The following is an 18,166-nucleotide window of genomic DNA, read 5'->3' as shown; positions in this document are numbered from 1 at the left end:
GCCCACAACGAAGGCCATCGCACTGATGGCCGCACCGATGCTCGATACCTACCGCGAGGTGGTGACGCCGGAGGGTGTGCCGCTGCAGTTGCCGGCGGCCGGCCCGGTGCCACGGGCGATGGCCTGGCTGATCGATCTGGGCGTGCGCATCGCGGTGCTGGTGCTGATGTCGATTCCGCTGGCACTGCTGGATTCGTTCGGCTCCGGGCTCGGCCTGGTGCTGATGTTCCTGGTCTACTGGGCCTACCCGATCGTCTGCGAAGCGCGGTGGGGCCGCACCCTGGGCAAGCGCGCACTGGGCCTGCACGTGCTCGCGCGCGATGGCGCGCCGGTGGGCTGGATGGCCGCCATCACCCGCAACCTGCTGCGCACCGTGGACATGCTGCCGTTCGGCTATGCACTGGGCCTGATCAGCAGCCTGTTCGATTCCCACGGCCGCCGCCTCGGCGACCTGGTGGCCGGTACCGTGGTGGTGCATGCACCGGTGCTGTACCTGCCGCCTCCGCCCACCATCGACAGCGTGCTGGCCCCGCCGCAGCCGCTGCGACCGGAAGAACAGGCGGCGCTGATGGCCTTCGCCGAGCGCGCGCCGCGGCTGTCGGCGGCACGCCAGCAGGAACTGGCCGGCATTGCCGAGCCACTGACCGGCACCCACGGCCAGGTCGGCGTGCTGCGCCTGTATGCCATGGCCAACTGGCTGCTGGGGCGGCGATGAAGCAGGAACAGTTCGTCGCCCGCTACCAGCAGGAATGGCAGGACCTGGAACACTGGCTGCTGCTGCGCGCCGGTGCTTCGCGCCGCACGCGGCGCAAGGCCAGCGCGCTCGCGCTGGACGATACCGCCTTCCCGCAGCGCTACCGGCGCCTGTGCCAGCAGCTGGCGCTGGCCCGCGAGCGCGGCTACAGCCCGCAGCTGGTGCAGCGCCTGCAGCAGTTGATGCAGCAGGGCCACAGCGTGCTGTACCGCACGCCGCCGACGCGCTGGCGCGGTGCGCTGGAATTCCTGGTGGCCGACTTCCCGCTGCTGGTGCGCAGCCAGGCGCGCAGCATGTGGGTGGCGCTGGCGATGTTCGCGCTGCCGGCGCTGGCCTGCTTCGTGCTGGTGCAGGTCTATCCGGACCTGATCCACATGGTGATGGACAACCGCCAGATCGCCGAGATGGAGCGCATGTACGATCCGGCCGCCGAGCGCCTGGGACGCGACAGCGGCACCGACTGGATGATGTTCGGCCACTACATCCTCAACAACATCAGCATCGCCCTGCGTACCTTCGCCAGCGGCCTGCTGGCCGGCCTGGGCACGCTGCTGGTGCTGCTGTTCAACGGCGTGATCATCGGTTCGGTGGCGGGCCACCTGCAGCACATCGGCCATGGTGATCCGTTCTGGCGCTTCGTCGCAGGCCATGGTGCCTTCGAGCTGACCGCGATCGTGATCGCCGGCGGTGCCGGCCTGCAGCTGGGCATGAAACTGCTGGCACCCGGCCGGCGCAGCCGCCTGGATGCACTGGTCGAGGGCGGCCGCATCGGTGCGCGCCTGTGCCTGGGCGTGGCGTTCATGCTGCTGGTGGCCGCGTTCATCGAAGCCTTCTGGTCGTCGATTGCCGACGTGCCGGCGTGGGGCAAGTTCAGCGTGGCCGGCATGCTGTGGGCCGGCGTGCTGCTGTGGCTGTGGCGCGGCGGACGCGGAGGCGGCCATGCGCATTGACCACCTGGACGTGGTGCTGCGCGCGCGCAGCGGCTGGGAAGCAATGGAGCTGGGCAGTGCCCTGTCGCGCCGCCACGCACGCGCGGTATGGGGCAGCTGGCTGCTGGCCAGTGCGCCGCTGTTCGTGGTCTTCAACGCGCTGGGTTGGTGGCTGGATGCATTCGGCTGGGCGTGGCTGGCGATGTGGTGGTGCAAGCCGCTGTTCGAACGGGCGCCGCTGTACGTGCTGTCGCGTGGCATCTTCGGCGAGCCGGTCGGTACGCTGGCGGCCCTGCGCGCGCAACGCAGCTGGGGCAATGCAGGTTTCTGGGGCTACCTGGGCTGGCGCCGTTTCAGCGTGCTGCGCAGCCTGTGCCTGCCGGTGAACCTGCTGGAGGGCAATGCGCCGGCCCAGCGCGGTGCACGCCGCCGTGCCGTGGCCGCTGGTGCGGCGGGTGCCGCCGCCGTGCTGACCGTGGCCTGCATGGCGTTTGAAGCGGTGCTGGTGTCCGGTGCGATCGGCGCGGTGTTCATGTTCATGCCGCTGGAGCTGATGTCCGAATCATGGCGTGCCGCGTGGGACATGATCGGCCAGGACACACCCGCCTGGGCGCGGGCCGGCTTCAACCTGGCGTGCTGGCTGGCCTCGGTGCTGATCGGTCCGTTCTACGTCGGCGCCGGCTTCGGCCTGTACTTGAACCGGCGCACGCAGATGGAAGCGTGGGACGTTGAGATCGCCCTGCGCCGCCTGCGCGAGCGGCTGCTGCCGGCGGCATCGACGCTGGCGCTGCTGCTGTGCCTTGCCCTGCCGCTGGCCTCCGCGCCAGTGCATGCGCAGGACGCGCAGACGGCCGCAGAACAGGCGGACGATGCCGGAGAGGACGAGGACAGCGCGGAGGAACCGGCCACTGCGGCGAACGATCCGGCCAATGCACCGGCCATGATCTTCGGTGCAGCGCCAGTGGACACCGCCGGCTTCCGCCAGGCGGTTAACCGCGCCTATGAGGACCCGCTGCAGCGCCCGACCCGCGAGATCACCCGCTGGAAGCCGATCGAGCAGGCCGAGGAAAAAAAGAAGGAAGACAAGCAGCTGCAGCGTGACACCAACAGCAAGGGTGAACGCAAAGCGCGCAAGGACGGCATCGCCTGGCTGGCACGCCTGGCCGAGTGGGGCCTGTGGGGCCTGCTGGGCGTCCTGCTGCTGGTGCTGCTGCTGACCGCACGGCTGTGGCTGCCGTGGCTGCGCGGCAGTGGCCGGCGCAAGGCCGAGGCCGCACCGCAGGTAGTGGAAGAACCGGTGGAACTGCCGGTCGTGCTGCCGCCGGACGTGGCCACCCAGGCCGGCCTGCTGTGGGACCAGGGGCGGCCGCGGCAGGCGCTGGCCCTGCTGTACCGCGCCAGCGTGCGCACGGTGGGCGAGCGCAGCGGCATCGCGCTTCCGCCCGGTGCTACCGAAGCGCAATGCCTGCGCGCGTCGCGGCGCATGCCCGATGCCACCGACCGTGACCTGTTCGCGCGCATCGTGCGCATGTGGCAGTACGCCGCCTACGGTGGCCGCCTGCCCAGCCGCGCCGATTTCGATGCATTGGCCGATACCCTGCGCCGGCAGTACAGGTGGCTGGCATGAGTCCGCGCCTGTTCTGGTCGCTGCTGCTGGGTGGGCTGGTGCTGTTCGGCGTGCCGCTGACGATCCTTTACCTGCGCACGCACGAACGCGTGACCGAGACCGTGCAGCTGCCGCCGCAGGGCGAAGCTGGCTACAACCCGCTGTACGTGCTGGGCCAGGCCCTGCGTGCCGATGGCATCGAGGTGCACTCGCGGCCGCGGCTGGACCTGCAGCAGATGGCGCTGGGCCCGCACGATACGGTGGTGCTGCTGCAGGACAGCAGCGAACTGCCGGCACCGGCGGCCAGGGCCCTGCTGGCCTGGGTTGATGGTGGTGGCCATCTGCTGGTGCGTACGCCGCCGCCCGCCGAGGACGACGCCAGCAGCACGCAGGGGCCCCTGCTGGACCAGCTGGGCGTGGACAGCCTGTATCAGCAGAGCGACTGCCAGCCATTCCACGTCATCGATGATCCCAGCCACGTCGAGTTCTGCGGCGGCCGTCGCTTCACGCTGGGCTTTGCCGCCAATGCGCGGGCCGAACGGCGCTGGGGCAACGAGCACAGCCTGGTGTTCGCACGCCTGCACCATGGCCAGGGCAAGGTGAGCGTGCTGGCCGACATGGAATTCATGCGCGGCGAGGTGGATTCGCCGGCGGCACGCCTGGCGTCGGCCGCGGGCAAGGCCAGTGATGGCCTGCACGATCTCTCGCACCGCGACCTGACCCGTTACCTGCTCGACCCGAATTACGGCAAGGGTGCGTTCTGGCTGGTCTATGCCAGCCGCCCGCCGTCACTGTGGGCGCGCCTGTTCTACCAGGGCTGGCCGCTGTGGGCGCCGCTGCTGCTGGCCCTGCTGGGCTGGTTGTGGGGCCGCTCGCAGCGCTTCGGCAGCCTGCTGCCGTCGCCGGTGCTGGAACGCCGCTCGCTGCTGGAGCACGTGCGTGCCAGTGGCGAGCTGCTGCTGCGCTTCGGCCACGGCACGCGCCTGTACGACGCCGTGTTCGCCCTGTTCCTGCATCGCCTGCGCCTGCGCGCACCGGTAGCCGCTGCACTGGACGGTGCGCCGCGCGATCAGGCCATCGCCGAGCTGCTGAAATGGCCGCAAGGCCGTGTTGCCAGCGCGCTCACGCCCCCGCCACCGCACGATTCCTCCGCCCTGCGCGAGCGCATCCGCTTGCTGCTCCAGATGAGATCCCTGCTATGACCGAAGTCCCCGAGCTGCCGGCGGCCGCCAACGCCCGCCTGATCGAACGCGTCGATGCCATCCGCACCGCCGTTGGACACGCCTTCATCGGCCAGGCCGATGTACTGGACCAGATCCTGGTGGCGCTGCTGGCCGGTGGCCACGTGCTGATCGAAGGCGTGCCCGGTCTGGGCAAGACCCTGCTGGTGCGTGCACTGGCACAGGCCCTGGAGCTGGACTACGGGCGCGTGCAGTTCACCCCCGACCTGATGCCCAGCGACGTCAGTGGCCACGCGGTGTACGACCCGAAGAGCGAGAGCTTCAAGATCCGTCGCGGCCCGGTGTTCACCAACCTGCTGCTGGCCGACGAGATCAACCGTGCCCCGGCCAAGACCCAGTCGGCCCTGCTGGAAGTGATGCAGGAAGGCCAGGTGACCATCGAAGGCAAGGCCTTCACCCTGGCGCCGCCGTTCATGGCGCTGGCCACGCAGAATCCGCTGGAACAGGAAGGCACCTACCCGTTGCCGGAAGCACAGCTGGACCGCTTCCTGCTGAAGGTGCTGATCGACTACCCGCAGCTGGAGGACGAGAAGCGCATGGTGACCGCGATCACCAGTGGCCGTGCCGCCAGCGATTTCGACCTGAGCCAGGTGCCGCGTGTATTGGGGGCCGGCGAGCTGCTGGAACTGCAGCGCGCGACCGCGGCGATCACCGTCGATGACGAAGTGATCGACTACGCGGTGCGGATTGTGGCGGCCACGAGGCAGTGGCCGGGCATCGCGGTCGGCGCTGGCCCCCGCGGCAGCATCGCGCTGGTGCGTGCCTCGCGCGCGCAGGCGGTGCTGGCCGGCCGTGACTTCGTCACGCCGGACGACGTGCGCGACATTGCGCGCCCGGCGCTGCGCCACCGCATTGCACTGGCCCCGGAGCTGCAGATCGAAGGCCAGGACGCCGACGACGTGCTGGGCGCGCTGCTGGCCAAGGTGGAAGCACCGCGCCGATGAGACCGGCCCCGCTGCTGCTGGCGCTGCTGCTGGCCTGGGCTGCCCTGGGCGGCCTGGTGCTGGGCGGGTGGCTGCCGCGCTGGAGCTGGGCGCTGGCAGCCGTCGTCATCGCGCTGCCCGCCTTGTGGGATCTGTGGCGGCAGTCGCGGCGTCCGTCGCCGCAGGTACAGCGCGAGCTGCCCGAAGCGCTGGCGCTGGGCGTGCGCCGCGAGGCGGCGCTGCGCCTGCAGGCCGAGCAATCGATGACGGTGCAGGTGTTCGACCTGGTGCCCGGCGGCTGGCCGCTGGAAGCGCTGCCGCAGCGCGTGCGCCTGCAGGCCGGTACGGCGTCCACCCTGCACTACCACCTGCAGCCGCTGCAGCGTGGGCACTTCCGCTTCGAGGGGGTGCACCTGCGCATGCGTTCGCCGTGGCGCCTGTGGTGGCAGCAACGCACGCTGCCGCCGGCGCTGGAGGTGCGGGTCTATCCGAACTTCGTGCCGCTCACCCGCTTCGCATTGTTCAGTGCCGACCAGGCCTCGCGGCTGGTTGGTGCGCACGTGAAGCGCCGCCGTGGCGAAGGCACCGATTTCCACCAGATGCGCGAGTACCGCATCGGCGACAGCCTGCGCCAGCTCGACTGGAAGGCCACCGCGCGTGCGCGCAAGCTGATCTCGCGCGAATACCAGGACGAGAAGAACCAGCAGCTGCTGCTGATGCTGGACAGTGGCCGGCGCATGCTGGCCAGCGAAGGCGGGCTCTCGCACTTCGACCATGCCTTGAACGCCTCGCTGGTGGTGGCTTACCTGGCGCTGCGCCAGGGCGACGCTGCCGGCCTGTACGCTGCCGGTGGCGAACGCCGCTGGGTGGCACCGCAGCGCGGCATGGGTACGGTCGAGCACCTGCTGCGCGCCAGCTACGACCTGCAGCCACGCGCGGTGGCCACCGATTACCTGGCCGCCGCCACCGAGGTGTCGCTGCGCCAGCGCCGGCGTGCGCTGGTGATGCTGGTCAGCAACGTGCGTGATGAGGACATCGAAGGCCTGCTGGCGGCAGTGCGCCTGCTGCAGCGGCGCCACCTGGTGTGCGTGGCCAGCCTGCGCGAACGCGAGCTGGACGGCGCACTGGAGGGCGAGGTGCAGACACTGGAAGACGCCACCCAGGCCGGTGCCGCCGCGCTGTACCTGCAGCAACGCGCGAAGGCGCATGAGGCCCTGCGCAGCGAAAAGGTGATGGTGCTGGACGTGACCGCCGATGCCCTGCCCGGCGCGCTGGTGGAACGCTATCTGGCGGTGAAGCGCGAAGGGCTGCTCTGATACCCGCGATCGCTCTGGTAGGTGCCAACCTTGGTTGGCACGGAATCCACAGCGCCGACCAGGGTCGGCATCTACCAAAACCGGTTGCCGGCCAGCGGCCGGCGCTACCCCCTGCAACAACCGCCGCATCGCCTTGGTAGGTGCCAACCTTGGTTGGCACGAACCCACAGCGCCGACCGAGGTCGGCATCTACCAAAACCGGTTGCCGGCCAGCGGCCGGCGCTACCCCCTGCAACAACCGCCGCATCGCCTTGGTAGGTGCCAACCTTGGTTGGCCCGCCCACAGCGCCGACCAAGGTCGGCATCTACCAAAACCGGTTACCGGCGAGCGGCCGGCACTACCCCCTGCAACAACCGCCGCATCGCCCTGGTAGGTGCCAACCTTGGTTGGCACGAAATCCACAGCGCCGACCAAGGTCGGCATCTACCAAAACCGGTTGCCGGCCAGCGGCCGGCACTACCCCTGCGGCAACCGATGCATCGCCCTGGTAGGTGCCAACCTTGGTTGGCACGAATCCACAGCACCGACCTAGGTCGGCATCTACCAAAACCGGTTGCCGGCCTGCGGCCGGCACTACCCCCTGCAACAACCGCCGCATCGCCCTGGTAGGTGCCAACCTTGGTTGGCCCGAAACCCACAGCGCCGACCAAGGTCGGCATCTACCAAAACCGGTTGCCGGCCAGCGGCCGGGACTACCCCTGCAACAACCGATGCATCGCCCTGGTAGGTGCCAACCTTGGTTGGCACGAAATCCACAGCGCCGACCAGGGTCGGCATCTACCAAAACCGGTTGCCGGCCAGCGGCCGGCACTACCCCTGCAGCAACCGACGTTGCAACCGCTCCACCGCACGCTGCAGCAGCACCCGGTTGCGGCCCAGCTTCATCCACTGCGGCAGGCGCGAGAACATCGAACCGTTGGTAACGCCCGCGCGCTCGCGCAGAGGCGCGGCAGCGTAGTCGTGCAGTGCCTGCAGATGGGCTTCGTTGTAGGCCCACAGCACTCCGGCCGCAGTCTTTTCGACCAGCCGCAGCGGCAAGCCAAAATGCGGATCGATCGCCTCATTGCCACGCCATCGCGACAACGTGACCTCCACCTCGCTGCTGCGTCCGCACTGACTGCAGTCCGCCGCCAGCGTCCGCAACGGCGACACTGCACGCGCACGGTGCAGCTCGGCGCGGACCCATTTGTGCCCGCAGTATCCGCAGGGACGATAGCCGCTGTAGCGCACGGGCCCGACCCAGTCGCCCGCGGCACAGCAACCGCAGCCGCATCCACTGTCGAGGGCTGCGCTGCAGCCCAGGCAGCGGAAACGTCGCGATTCCGGCGTCCGCACCACCCAGCCGGGCGTATCGCAGCGGTGGCAGCGCACCGCGATGCGGTCCGAATAGCGCCACAGGGCGTGGCCGTCATCCAGATGCCGGCCCGGCAGCGGCGCAGGCCGCAGGTCGCGATTGCGCCGCACCGTCATCAGACGTAGATCCGCGTCGGCGCCTCGTCGACGATCGCGTGCGGCACGAAGCGCGCACTGTCGCGGGTGATCGCGCTGTCGTCCTCGCGGATGCCGATGCCGCAGGCATGGTCACCGATCACCCAGCTGCCGATCAGCGGGTAACCGCCTTCGAAGCGGGTGAGCGGATGGGCGCGCTGGATGATCGCCGGGCCGTCGTAGGGCCCGTCGCTGCGTTGGGTGCTGCCATCGGCCAGGTGCATCTCGATGTTGGCGCCTTCGCGCGAGAACAGCGGTTTGCGTACCCAGCCCGACGCCAGCGTGCTGCCGTCATCGAAATGCGCTTCCAGCAGGTTCGGATGGCCCACGTTGCGCTGCCACAGCAACGGCAGGATGCCCTTGTTGCTCAGCACCGCCTTCCAGGCCGGTTCCAGCAGCTGCACGCCCGAACCGGGCAGCGCGCGGCCGAATTCCTCGGCCATCAGGTCTTCCAGCGGATACAGCTTGAACAGCGTGCCGATCACCGAATCGTCCAGCGCGGTGAAGCGGCCGTCCTCGGACAGGCCAATGTCCTCGATGGCGATGGCCTGGCCATGCAGGCCGGCCTGCGACGCACAGTCGCGCAGGTACTCGACCGTGCCGCGGTCTTCCTCCGAACTGCCGACCGCGCTGAAGTACAGCGGCGGCGGCAGCTGCGCGGCGAGGTCGCCGAAACGCTCGACCAGCGCCTCATGGATGGCGTTGAACTGGTCGGCATGCTGCGGCAGGCGACCGGCATTGCGCTGGCCTTCCAGCCACTGCCACTGGAAGAAGCTGGCTTCGAACAGCGAGGTCGGCGTGTCGTAGTTCAATTCGTACAGCTTGGCCGGACCGGTACCGTCGTAGGCCAGGTCCAGGCGGCCATAGAGGTGCGGCTGGCGCTGGCGCCAGCTGTCGGCGATCCAGTCGCGGTAGTGCGACGGAATCGCCAACTGGTCCATCAAGCGTTCGCTGCCGATGACATCACCGACCAGATCCAGCGCCATCTGGTGCAGCTCGGCGCTGGGGTCTTCGATGTCCTGTTCGATCTGGCGCAGGGTGAAGGCGTAATACGCGCTTTCATCCCAGTACGGCTGGCCGTCGATGGTGTGGAAGCGGAAACCCGCCTCTTCCGCGCGCGCCCGCCACTGGGCACGCTCGGCAATCCGGATGCGCTGCATGGGTCGATCAGCCGCCGTAGCTGCCGCTGGTGCTGCGGCGTGCGCTGGTATTGCCGAAGCCACCACGGCTGGCAGTGACCGCACGGTTCGGCTCGCTGGTGACCGGCGCCAGGCCGGCCTTGCCGGCACCGATGCCGCTGGCGGTGTTCAGGCCACCGGTGCCACCCGGTGCCGGGCGCGCCCAACCCGCATTCTTGTCCTGGTAGGCCGGTGCCGACGCCGGCGCCTGCGGGGCGAGGCCGCCGCGGTTGCTCAGCATCTGCGACATGAAGAAGCCCATCATCATCGGGCCGATGAACGAGGTACCGGCCGAGGTGTGCTGCTGCACGCACTGCTCCGGCTTGTAGTCCTTCTCGCAGGCTTCCTTGCTGGCGTACTTCGGCGCCGCATCGGCGGCCTGCTTCTGCGCTTCAGCGAACGCATTGCGGCACGACGACGGATCGCCGGTGGCCTCGGTGCAGGCCTCCACCGAGGTATACAGGCCTTCCTGCACCTTCACCTCCGGCTCCTTCTGGCAGGCGGTGAACAGCAGCGGCGCGGCGCTCATCAGCAGCAGCGCGGTGGTGCGGGAACGTTTCATGGCCTCATGCCCTGTCGACGGATCAATGCCCCAATGATGCCAAATCCGGGCCAGCAACCGGAATCGGCAAAGTGCGAAAGATGAACGGACTTTCATTTTCGTCGGCATTGGGGTCAGAGCCCATCGCGCCGCGATGGGATCCGACCCCCAGGCGACGCACCGCTCTGGTAGGTGCCAACCTTGGTTGGCACACATCCCGCGGCGCCCGGTCATGCCCGGCGCGCGCAGCCAAGTCTCCGGCAAGAAGCCCCCTTGTTGTTCAAGGGGGGCGCGCCGAAGGCGCGGGGATAAGGGGAAATGCGCGGACCGCCAAGCCGCTGCAAGCGGTGAAGGTGGTTGCAGCAGCAACCGAAAAAATTGGCCATGATCGGCTGACCCCCACGTCGTACGGCCCGCCCGTTCCGCCCGCCATGCCCGAATACCGTTCCCGCACCTCCACCGCCGGTCGCAACATGGCCGGCGCCCGCGCCCTGTGGCGCGCCACCGGCATGAAGGACGGCGACTTCCACAAGCCGATCATCGCCATCGCCAACTCCTTCACCCAGTTCGTGCCCGGCCACGTGCACCTGAAGGATCTCGGCCAGCTGGTCGCGCGCGAGATCGAACAGGTTGGCGGCGTCGCCAAGGAATTCAACACCATCGCCGTGGACGACGGCATCGCGATGGGCCACGACGGCATGCTGTATTCGCTGCCCAGCCGCGAGATCATCGCCGACGCCGTGGAGTACATGGTCAACGCGCACTGCGCCGACGCGCTGGTGTGCATCAGCAACTGCGACAAGATCACCCCCGGCATGCTGATGGCCGCGCTGCGCCTGAACATCCCGGTGGTGTTCGTCTCCGGCGGGCCGATGGAAGCGGGCAAGACCAGGCTGTCCGAGCACAAGCTGGATCTGGTCGATGCGATGGTGGTGGCCGCCGATGACAGCGCCTCCGACGAGAAAGTCGCCGCGTTCGAGCGCAGCGCCTGCCCCACCTGCGGTTCCTGCTCGGGCATGTTCACCGCCAACTCGATGAACTGCCTGACCGAGGCGCTGGGCCTGTCGCTGCCCGGCAACGGCACCACGCTGGCCACCCACGCCGACCGTGAGGCGCTGTTCCGCCGCGCCGGCCGCCTGATCGTCGAACTCTGCCATCGCTGGTATGGCGGCGAAGACCCCAGCGCGCTGCCGCGCGGCATCGCCACCCAGGCCGCGTTCGCCAATGCGATGACCCTGGACATCGCCATGGGCGGCTCCACCAATACCATCCTGCATCTGCTGGCCGCCGCACAGGAGGCGGAGGTCGACTTCGACCTGACCCACATCGACGCGCTGTCGCGGCGCGTGCCGCAGCTGTGCAAGGTGGCGCCGAACACGCCGAAGTACCACATCGAGGATGTGCACCGCGCCGGCGGCGTGTTCGGCATCCTCGGTGAGCTGGACCGCGCCGGCCTGCTCGATACCACGGTGCCGACCGTGCACAGCGCCAGCCTGGCCGACGCGCTGGAACGCTGGGACGTGGTGCGCAGTGACAACGACACCCTGCATGCCTTCTTCAAGGCCGGCCCGGCCGGCATCCCCACCCAGGAGGCCTTCAGCCAGGCCACGCGCTGGCCGACCCTGGACATGGACCGCGCCGAGGGCTGCATCCGCTCGCTGCAGCATGCGTACTCACTGGAAGGCGGCCTCGCCGTGCTGCGTGGCAATCTGGCCGTGGATGGCTGCGTGGTGAAAACCGCCGGCGTGGACGAATCGATCCACGTGTTCGAAGGCCCCGCGCGTGTCTATGAAAGCCAGGACGCGGCCGTCGCCGGCATCCTCGCCGACGAGGTGCAACCGGGTGAGGTAGTGGTGATCCGCTACGAAGGGCCGAAGGGCGGCCCCGGCATGCAGGAAATGCTCTATCCGACCAGCTACCTGAAGTCGAAGGGACTGGGCAAGCAGTGCGCGCTGCTCACCGATGGCCGTTTCTCCGGCGGCACCTCGGGCCTGTCGATCGGCCACGTCTCGCCGGAAGCCGCCAGCGGCGGTGTCATCGGTCTGGTGGAGAACGGCGACCGCATCCGCATCGACATCCCGGCCCGCCGCATCGACCTGCTGCTGGATGAGGCCACGCTGGCCCAGCGCCGCGCCGACGCCGACGCACGTGGCTGGAAACCGCGCGCGCCACGCCCGCGCAAGGTCACCAGCGCGTTGAAGGCCTACGCCCTGCTGGCCACCAGCGCCGACAAGGGCGCCGTACGCAACACCGCCCTGCTCGGCGATTGATGCCGATCCGGTAGTGCCGGCCGCTGGCCGCCATCTGGGAAAAGGGGACGGAGGGGATTAAGTCGTTTGTGCCTCAAACGACTTAATCCCCTCCGTCCCCTTTTTCAGCCGATCACGCGCTTGAACGGCGGCAGCGCGTCGATGATGCGCTTGCCGTAGCGGCGGGTCAGCAGCCGCGAATCAAGAATGACCACGCGGCCGGTGTCGGTGGAGGTGCGGATCAGGCGGCCGGCGAACTGGGTCAGCGTGCGCAGCGCATGCGGAATGGCGATCAGGTTGAACGCGTTGAGCCCGCGTCCCTCGAACCACTCGCTGAGGGTGGCGGTCTGCGGGTCGGTCGGCACGGCGAACGGCACCTGGGTGATCACCACCGTGGTGCAGGCCTCGCCGGGCAGGTCGAGGCCCTCGCCGAACGAGTTCAGGCCGAACAGCACCGAGCCCTCGCCTGCCTCGACACGCCTCAGGTGTTCCTCGATCAGCCGGGTCTTGGACATCTCGCCCTGCACCAGCACCTGCTTGCGGCGCGCGGCCGGCATCAGCCCGGCCACCTTCTCCATCTTCCAGCGCGAGGTGAACAGCACCATCGAGCCCTTGGCCCAGTCCAGTTCGGTGTCCAGGTAGCGCGCCACTTCGCGCGGGTGGCCTTCGCGGTCGTCCGGCGTGACCGGGAACTTCGGCACGATCAGTTCGGCCTGGTTGGGCAGGTCGAACGGCGACGACAGCGAGACCATCTCGGCCTCTTCCGGAATGCCGTTGTCGATCGCCAGCGCCTGGAAGTCGCCACCGCCGGTCAGCGTCGCCGAGGTCATCACCACCGAGTCCACTTCATCCCACAGCAGCTTGCGCAGCACGTGCGCGGCCGACACCGGCGAACCGTGCAGCACCAGGTCGCCATCGCGGGTGGCAGTCACCCAGCGCGCCATCGGCGGCGCGCCGTCCTTGTCTTCGCGGCGCCACGCCTGCCACAGGTTGTACTGCTGCTCGATCATCTCCAGCGCCATGCCCAGGTTGCGCTGCAGGCGCTCGCGCGCGGCATCGTCCGGCTTGCCCTTGGCCACCTGCGTGGTGGCCGCATGCGCCCAGTTGTAGAGGCTGCGGGTATCGTCGGCCAGTGCCTCGATCGGCTCGCGCCAGGCCTCGGGCAGGCGTCCATTGGCCGCGCGCCACATCGGCTCTTCGTCCGCCGGCGCCGGCATCCACACCCGCTCGATGTGATCACGGAACGCGCGCAGCTGCTTGGCCACGTTGCTGGCGACTTCGATCGCTTCGTTGGGCAGCAGGTTGCCCAGCCGGTCCTTGTCGACCGCGCGGTAGGCACCGGCGATCAGGATCTGCAGGCGGCCGGTGCGCTTGGCCATCTCGTCCAGCGCGAGGCTGGCCGCGCCCTGGTCGATCGCCACGTTGCCGATGTGATGGCCTTCGTCCAGCACCAGCAGCATGTCCGAGGGTGGCGCGATCAACGGCTGGCCGTTGTCGCTGTCACCGATCGACAGCGCCGACAGCAGCAGCGCGTGGTTGGTGACCACGATCTGTGCGTCGCGCACCGTATTGCGCGAGCGCAGCACCGCGCACTGCGCCGAATAGGCGCAGCGTCGCCCGGCACAACCCGAGGCCGGCGTGGTGATGCGGCTGCGCAGGCCGGGACTGATGGTCTCCGGCGCATTGTCGATATCGCCATCCCAGCTGCCGCTGGTGAAGGCGTCGGTCAGGCGTTTGGCGATGTCCATCTCGATCGGCGCCAGCGGCCGGTCGAACAGTGGCGCGTCATCCTCGAACATGCCGCCCTGCGAGCCCTCGCCCTGCGCCTCGGCGGCATTGCGCGTGCACAGGTAGCGGGTGCGTCCCTTGGCCAGCGCCACGGTCGCTTCCAGGCCGGTGGCCTTCAGGAAATTCGGGATATCGCGCTCGACCAGCTGCGACTGCAGCGCCACGGTGCCGGTGCTGATCACCAGCTTCTTCTTGGTGGCCAGCGCGATCGGCACGCCTGCGGTGAGGTAGCCCAGGCTCTTGCCGACGCCGGTCGGCGCCTCGACCACGCCAACGCCACCGCTTTTCGACAGCGCGCGCGACACCACGCCGATCATCTGGCTCTGCGAGCGACGGGTGGAGAAGCCGGGGGTGTTGGCCTGCAGCGTCGTGTACGCCTTGCGGATCGCGTCCTTCAAGGTGTCATCGAGCGTGCGCGGAGCGGCGACGGTTTCGGTCACGCCGGGAACTACCGTAGCTGGATCAGGCCGGTCATTGTCGCATGGCCGGCCGCGTTCACTGTTGCTGGCACCCTGAACGAGCCAGCGACGACGCCCGCCGGCGCGCACGGTCCGAAGCCCGCGCCGCACAGGGGCGAAACACGCCGGGCGTGGCCCGGCGCCAGCGCTCAGGCGACCGGGGCGGGACGGCTACGCAGCAGGCGCACCAGCGCCCACACCAGCAGCACCACGCCGATGGCCTCGACCATCGCCAGCGCGAAGTGCACCACGCCGAAGATGGCGCTCATGCCCGAGATGGCGCTGAAGTTGCCGCTGCTGACCAGCCACATCGGCAGCATGCCCGCCGCCAGGCCACCCAGGCTGGACAGCAGCAACAGCAGCAGGCCGACCAGCGCGCCGGTGCGGGTGGCATCGCGCGGCGCACCGACCACCCAGACCAGGCCGACGCACAGCGCGATCAGCACCGGCAGGCGCACGCCGACCATGCTCAGCACGGTCACCATCAGGGTTGTGCTGTCCATCGGTCAGTCCTCGCCGGCCAGCACGGCCGAGCCCTGGCGCAGCGACTGGTAGACCTCGCCGGTCTGCGGGCGCACGCCGTGCCACTGCAGGAAGCTCTCGGCGGCCTGCTCGACCAGCATGCCCAGGCCGTCGACGGTATTGCGGCACTGCGCCGCACGGGCCCAGGCCAGGAAGGCGATGGCCGCCTCGCCGTAGTTCAGGTCGACAGCAGTGGTCATCGAATTGACCAGCGACAGCGGCAGCTTGAACTCGACGTCGCGGTCGCGGCCAGCCGAGGTGGCATTGACGATCAGTTCGAAGTCGCCGAGGTCGCGCAGGTCTTCCCAGTAGCGGCTGATCGCACGGCCGGGCTCGCCCATCGCGTCGATCAGTTCGTCGGCGCGCTCCGGCGTGCGGTTGACCACCACCAGTTCGGTGATGCCGGCATCGAGCAGCGCCGGGGCGACGCTGCGCGCCGAGCCACCGGCGCCGATCATCAGCACGCGGCGGCCGCGCAGGTCCAGGCCGTGGCGGTCGGTCAGGTCGCGCACCAGGCCGATGCCATCGGTGGTGTCGCCGTGCCAGCGGTCGCCCTTGCGCAGCAGTGTGTTGACTGAGCCGGCGCGGCGCGCGCGCGCGGTCAGCGTGGTGCACAGCGAGAACGCGGCTTCCTTGTGCGGCAGGGTGACGTTGGCGCCGACACCGCCCTCGGCGGCGAAGGCCTCCAGTCCGGCCAGGAACGCATCCGGGGCCAGGTCGATCGCGCGGTAGTCGATGGCGATGCCTTCCTGGCGACCGAACGTCGCGTGGATCTGCGGCGACTTCGAGTGGGCAACGGGGTGTCCGAAGACGGCGTAACGGTCGGTCATGGAATCCTCAAGCTGGCTAGACTGATGCTCTTTCGTGCACGGAACCGGATGATGCGCATCACCCCGCCCCTGCTGGTGCTCGCCGCCAGTCTACTCTCTGCCCCCGTGGCGATGGCGTTGAACGAGTACGGCATCGAAGGCATGGGCGTGGTCTCGACCCGCGCCGACGAAGGTCGCGCCACGATCAGCGCCGATGGCCAGCGCATCGTCTTCGCCCGCCGCGGCGAGGCCGGCTGGGGCCTGTGGGAGGCGCGCGTGGTGGACGGTCGCTGGCAGCAGGCACAGGTACTGCCGGTAGGCGTGGCCGGTGAAGCGCGCGATCCCTACTTCAGCCGTGACGGCCGCTGGCTGCTGTTCGCGGCCGGCCGCGAGGGCGCGCTGGCGCTGTACCGCGCCGCGTTGGCCGCCGACGGCCGGCTGGGCCCGGCGCAGCCGCTGGCCGGTGACGGCGGGCGCCGGGAAGAGCGCGGGCCGGCCCTGAGCGCGGACGGCAAGCAGCTGTTGTTTGCCCGCCAGCAAGGCCGTGGCGCCGGCTGGGACCTGTTCGTGGCGACGCTGGATGCGCAGGGCCTGCGCGGCCCGGCCAGCGCACTGAGCGCGTTGAACAGCGCCGACGACGAGACCGACGGCGACTGGCTGGGCCAGGACGCCGCCGTGGTGTTCAGCCGCGGCAGCGGCAGTACCGCGCAGGTCTGGAGCAGCGGCTGTGCGTGGAGCGGCGCGGCGCTGCAGCCGCTGGGGCTGTCGTTCAACCAGGCCGGCGGCTGGACCGGTGCGCCGGTGGTCGACAACGCCAAACCGGGCGAGATGATGGTGGCCAGCAGTGCAGCGAAGGCGCCGCGTGCCGGTGGCGTGGACGTGTACCGGTTGGCGGTGCCGAAGGTGGCGGCGGTGGCCGGGTGCGCGCGGTAGATCCACGCCATGCGTGGATGGCCGTTTGGTAGATGCCAACCTTGGTTGGCATACATGAAAGCGCCAACCAAGGTTGGCGACTACCAGTAGATCCACGCCATGCGTGGATGAAACGCCCCGTCAGCGCGACAACACCTTGGCGCGCAACTGCTCGTACTCCATCTCGCTCAGCTGGCCGTTGTCCTTGCGCTGGTTCAACGCGGCCAGCTCGGCCTGCACGGTCTCCGGCAGCGCCTGCTCACGGGCCACGTGGCGGGCAGCGGAGAGCTGTTCCGGCGGGCGCTTGCCGGCCCGCCAGGCGGCGATGAAGACAGCGACGATGATGGCGCCGAACACCAGCGTACCGGTGCCCCAGATCAGCCATTGCATCCATCCCAGTTCGGGTCCCATCGCGCAGTCCTCCGTCTATCGTGGCGCTATTGTCAGCGCTCGCGCAGCCATCGCGCCACCTGCGGCGCGAAATAGGTCAGCACACCATCGGCGCCGGCCCGCTTGAAACCCAGCAGCGACTCCAGCACGCAGGCGCGTTCCTCCAGCCAGCCGTTGGCGAAGGCGGCCTTCATCATCGCGTACTCGCCACTCACCTGATAGGCGAAGGTCGGCACACCGAATGTCTCCTTCACCCGGCGCACAAGGTCCAGGTACGGCATGCCCGGCTTGACCATCACCATGTCGGCGCCCTCTTCCAGGTCCAGCGCGATCTCGCGCAAGGCCTCGTCGCCGTTGGCCGGGTCCATCTGGTAGGTCTTCTTGTCGGCCTTGCCGAGGCTGGCCGCGCTGCCCACCGCATCACGGAACGGGCCGTAGAACGCCGAGGCGTACTTGGCCGAGTAGGCCATGATGCGCACGTTGATGTGGTTGTCGGCATCCAGCGCACGGCGGATCGCGCCGATGCGGCCGTCCATCATGTCCGACGGCGAGACGATGTCCACACCGGCCTCGGCGTGCGACAGCGACTGCTTGACCAGCGCTTCGACAGTGATGTCGTTGAGCACGTAACCCTTGTCGTCGATGATGCCGTCCTGGCCGTGGGTGGTGTACGGGTCCAGCGCCACGTCGGTCATCACTCCCAGTTCCGGGAAGCGCGACTTCAGCGCGCGGATCGCACGCTGCGCCAGGCCGTCCTCGGCCCACGCCGCCGACGCGTCCAGCGACTTCAGCGACGGGTCGATCACCGGGAACAGGTCGATCACTGGAATGCCCAGTTCCAGCGCTTCTTCGGCCACCTTCAGCAGCTCTTCGATCGACAGCCGCTCCACGCCCGGCATCGACGGCACTGCGGTGCGGCCCGCCCGTTCGTGCACGAACACCGGGTAGATCAGGTCGTCGGTGGTCAGCGTGTTCTCGCGCATCAGGCGGCGCGAGAACTCGTCGTGGCGCATGCGGCGCGGGCGGTAAAGCGGGTGGGACATGGCAGGCTCCGAGGAGTG

Annotated in this window: 16 protein-coding genes; 8 read left to right on the top strand and 8 right to left on the bottom strand. The window is 69.1% G+C overall.

Features of this window, described 5'->3' with window-relative positions:
* The first annotated feature begins 25 nt into the window (after positions 1-25).
* The 6 genes from AC5P7F_RS15115 to AC5P7F_RS15090 are packed head-to-tail and all read left to right on the top strand — an operon-like array spanning position 26 to position 6,769.
* Positions 26-715, top strand: coding sequence for an RDD family protein (locus tag AC5P7F_RS15115; RefSeq protein WP_014648778.1), 690 nt, complete (start codon positions 26-28; stop codon positions 713-715).
* The gene (locus AC5P7F_RS15110; protein WP_014648779.1) at positions 712-1,704 is read left to right on the top strand and encodes a stage II sporulation protein M; all 993 of its coding nucleotides are present in this window, start codon (positions 712-714) and stop codon (positions 1,702-1,704) included. The genes AC5P7F_RS15115 and AC5P7F_RS15110 overlap by 4 nt, the downstream gene beginning before the upstream one ends.
* Positions 1,694-3,310, top strand: coding sequence for a DUF4129 domain-containing protein (locus tag AC5P7F_RS15105; RefSeq protein ID WP_014648780.1), 1,617 nt, complete (start codon positions 1,694-1,696; stop codon positions 3,308-3,310). The genes AC5P7F_RS15110 and AC5P7F_RS15105 overlap by 11 nt, the downstream gene beginning before the upstream one ends.
* Positions 3,307-4,491 (top strand): DUF4350 domain-containing protein, encoded by a 1,185-nt coding sequence (locus tag AC5P7F_RS15100; RefSeq protein ID WP_049442036.1) that lies wholly within the window; start codon positions 3,307-3,309, stop codon positions 4,489-4,491. Before AC5P7F_RS15105 ends, AC5P7F_RS15100 begins: the two co-directional genes overlap by 4 nt.
* Positions 4,488-5,474 (top strand): AAA family ATPase, encoded by a 987-nt coding sequence (locus AC5P7F_RS15095; RefSeq protein WP_014648782.1) that lies wholly within the window; start codon positions 4,488-4,490, stop codon positions 5,472-5,474. Before AC5P7F_RS15100 ends, AC5P7F_RS15095 begins: the two co-directional genes overlap by 4 nt.
* Entirely contained in the window at positions 5,471-6,769 is a 1,299-nt protein-coding gene (locus AC5P7F_RS15090) for a DUF58 domain-containing protein (RefSeq protein WP_164077703.1), read from the top strand. Before AC5P7F_RS15095 ends, AC5P7F_RS15090 begins: the two co-directional genes overlap by 4 nt.
* Positions 6,770-7,580: 811 nt before the next feature.
* Here the strand turns inward: AC5P7F_RS15090 and AC5P7F_RS15085 are convergent.
* From AC5P7F_RS15085 to AC5P7F_RS15075, 3 genes are read right to left on the bottom strand one after another with little or no spacing between them, the layout of a single operon-like run.
* Entirely contained in the window at positions 7,581-8,240 is a 660-nt protein-coding gene (locus AC5P7F_RS15085; protein ID WP_032957033.1) for a hypothetical protein, read from the bottom strand.
* The gene (locus AC5P7F_RS15080; RefSeq protein WP_164077009.1) at positions 8,240-9,418 is read right to left on the bottom strand and encodes a glutathionylspermidine synthase family protein; all 1,179 of its coding nucleotides are present in this window, start codon (positions 9,416-9,418) and stop codon (positions 8,240-8,242) included. The genes AC5P7F_RS15085 and AC5P7F_RS15080 overlap by 1 nt, the downstream gene beginning before the upstream one ends.
* Positions 9,419-9,425: 7 nt before the next feature.
* Positions 9,426-9,998, bottom strand: coding sequence for a DUF1190 domain-containing protein (locus AC5P7F_RS15075; protein WP_005420172.1), 573 nt, complete (start codon positions 9,996-9,998; stop codon positions 9,426-9,428).
* A gap of 410 nt (positions 9,999-10,408) precedes the next feature.
* Here AC5P7F_RS15075 and ilvD point away from each other — a divergent pair, with 410 nt between their 5' ends.
* Entirely contained in the window at positions 10,409-12,247 is a 1,839-nt protein-coding gene (gene ilvD / locus AC5P7F_RS15070) for a dihydroxy-acid dehydratase (protein ID WP_032959069.1), read from the top strand.
* Between the two features lie 104 nt (positions 12,248-12,351).
* On the opposite strand, the gene dinG is transcribed toward ilvD, so the two are convergent.
* From dinG to aroE, 3 genes are all read right to left on the bottom strand, one after another.
* Positions 12,352-14,454, bottom strand: coding sequence for an ATP-dependent DNA helicase DinG (gene dinG / locus AC5P7F_RS15065; protein ID WP_049404916.1), 2,103 nt, complete (start codon positions 14,452-14,454; stop codon positions 12,352-12,354).
* A 167-nt stretch (positions 14,455-14,621) separates the two neighbouring features.
* Positions 14,622-14,975, bottom strand: coding sequence for a hypothetical protein (locus AC5P7F_RS15060; protein WP_014648789.1), 354 nt, complete (start codon positions 14,973-14,975; stop codon positions 14,622-14,624).
* Positions 14,976-14,978: 3 nt separating this feature from the next.
* On the bottom strand, positions 14,979-15,824 hold the full coding sequence (gene aroE, locus AC5P7F_RS15055; protein ID WP_046433083.1) for a shikimate dehydrogenase: 846 nt from the start codon (positions 15,822-15,824) through the stop codon (positions 14,979-14,981).
* Positions 15,825-15,872: 48 nt separating this feature from the next.
* On the opposite strand from aroE, the gene AC5P7F_RS15050 reads away from it, so the two are divergent.
* The gene (locus tag AC5P7F_RS15050; RefSeq protein WP_164077008.1) at positions 15,873-16,736 is read left to right on the top strand and encodes a TolB-like translocation protein; all 864 of its coding nucleotides are present in this window, start codon (positions 15,873-15,875) and stop codon (positions 16,734-16,736) included.
* Between the two features lie 120 nt (positions 16,737-16,856).
* On the opposite strand, the gene AC5P7F_RS15045 is transcribed toward AC5P7F_RS15050, so the two are convergent.
* Both AC5P7F_RS15045 and hemB read right to left on the bottom strand, forming a co-directional pair.
* Complete coding sequence (locus tag AC5P7F_RS15045; RefSeq protein WP_032959066.1) at positions 16,857-17,126, bottom strand: gas vesicle protein GvpG; 270 nt, start codon at positions 17,124-17,126, stop codon at positions 16,857-16,859.
* Between the two features lie 32 nt (positions 17,127-17,158).
* Positions 17,159-18,148, bottom strand: coding sequence for a porphobilinogen synthase (gene hemB / locus AC5P7F_RS15040; RefSeq protein ID WP_164077007.1), 990 nt, complete (start codon positions 18,146-18,148; stop codon positions 17,159-17,161).
* Positions 18,149-18,166 lie beyond the last annotated feature (18 nt).

Source organism: Stenotrophomonas sp. YJH_SMC_105-26, assembly GCF_059368915.1.
Note: the sequence above shows the minus strand (reverse complement) of the source record. Positions and strands in the feature narration are given on the sequence as shown.

Coding starts and splice junctions, on each gene's coding strand:
- AC5P7F_RS15115 (WP_014648778.1), top strand. CDS start 26: ATGGCCGCACCGATGCTCGATACCTACCGCGAGGTGGTGACGCCGGAG.
- AC5P7F_RS15110 (WP_014648779.1), top strand. CDS start 712: ATGAAGCAGGAACAGTTCGTCGCCCGCTACCAGCAGGAATGGCAGGAC.
- AC5P7F_RS15105 (WP_014648780.1), top strand. CDS start 1,694: ATGCGCATTGACCACCTGGACGTGGTGCTGCGCGCGCGCAGCGGCTGG.
- AC5P7F_RS15100 (WP_049442036.1), top strand. CDS start 3,307: ATGAGTCCGCGCCTGTTCTGGTCGCTGCTGCTGGGTGGGCTGGTGCTG.
- AC5P7F_RS15095 (WP_014648782.1), top strand. CDS start 4,488: ATGACCGAAGTCCCCGAGCTGCCGGCGGCCGCCAACGCCCGCCTGATC.
- AC5P7F_RS15090 (WP_164077703.1), top strand. CDS start 5,471: ATGAGACCGGCCCCGCTGCTGCTGGCGCTGCTGCTGGCCTGGGCTGCC.
- AC5P7F_RS15085 (WP_032957033.1), bottom strand. CDS start 8,240: ATGACGGTGCGGCGCAATCGCGACCTGCGGCCTGCGCCGCTGCCGGGC.
- AC5P7F_RS15080 (WP_164077009.1), bottom strand. CDS start 9,418: ATGCAGCGCATCCGGATTGCCGAGCGTGCCCAGTGGCGGGCGCGCGCG.
- AC5P7F_RS15075 (WP_005420172.1), bottom strand. CDS start 9,998: ATGAAACGTTCCCGCACCACCGCGCTGCTGCTGATGAGCGCCGCGCCG.
- ilvD (WP_032959069.1), top strand. CDS start 10,409: ATGCCCGAATACCGTTCCCGCACCTCCACCGCCGGTCGCAACATGGCC.
- AC5P7F_RS15060 (WP_014648789.1), bottom strand. CDS start 14,975: ATGGACAGCACAACCCTGATGGTGACCGTGCTGAGCATGGTCGGCGTG.
- aroE (WP_046433083.1), bottom strand. CDS start 15,824: ATGACCGACCGTTACGCCGTCTTCGGACACCCCGTTGCCCACTCGAAG.
- AC5P7F_RS15050 (WP_164077008.1), top strand. CDS start 15,873: ATGATGCGCATCACCCCGCCCCTGCTGGTGCTCGCCGCCAGTCTACTC.
- AC5P7F_RS15045 (WP_032959066.1), bottom strand. CDS start 17,126: ATGGGACCCGAACTGGGATGGATGCAATGGCTGATCTGGGGCACCGGT.
- hemB (WP_164077007.1), bottom strand. CDS start 18,148: ATGTCCCACCCGCTTTACCGCCCGCGCCGCATGCGCCACGACGAGTTC.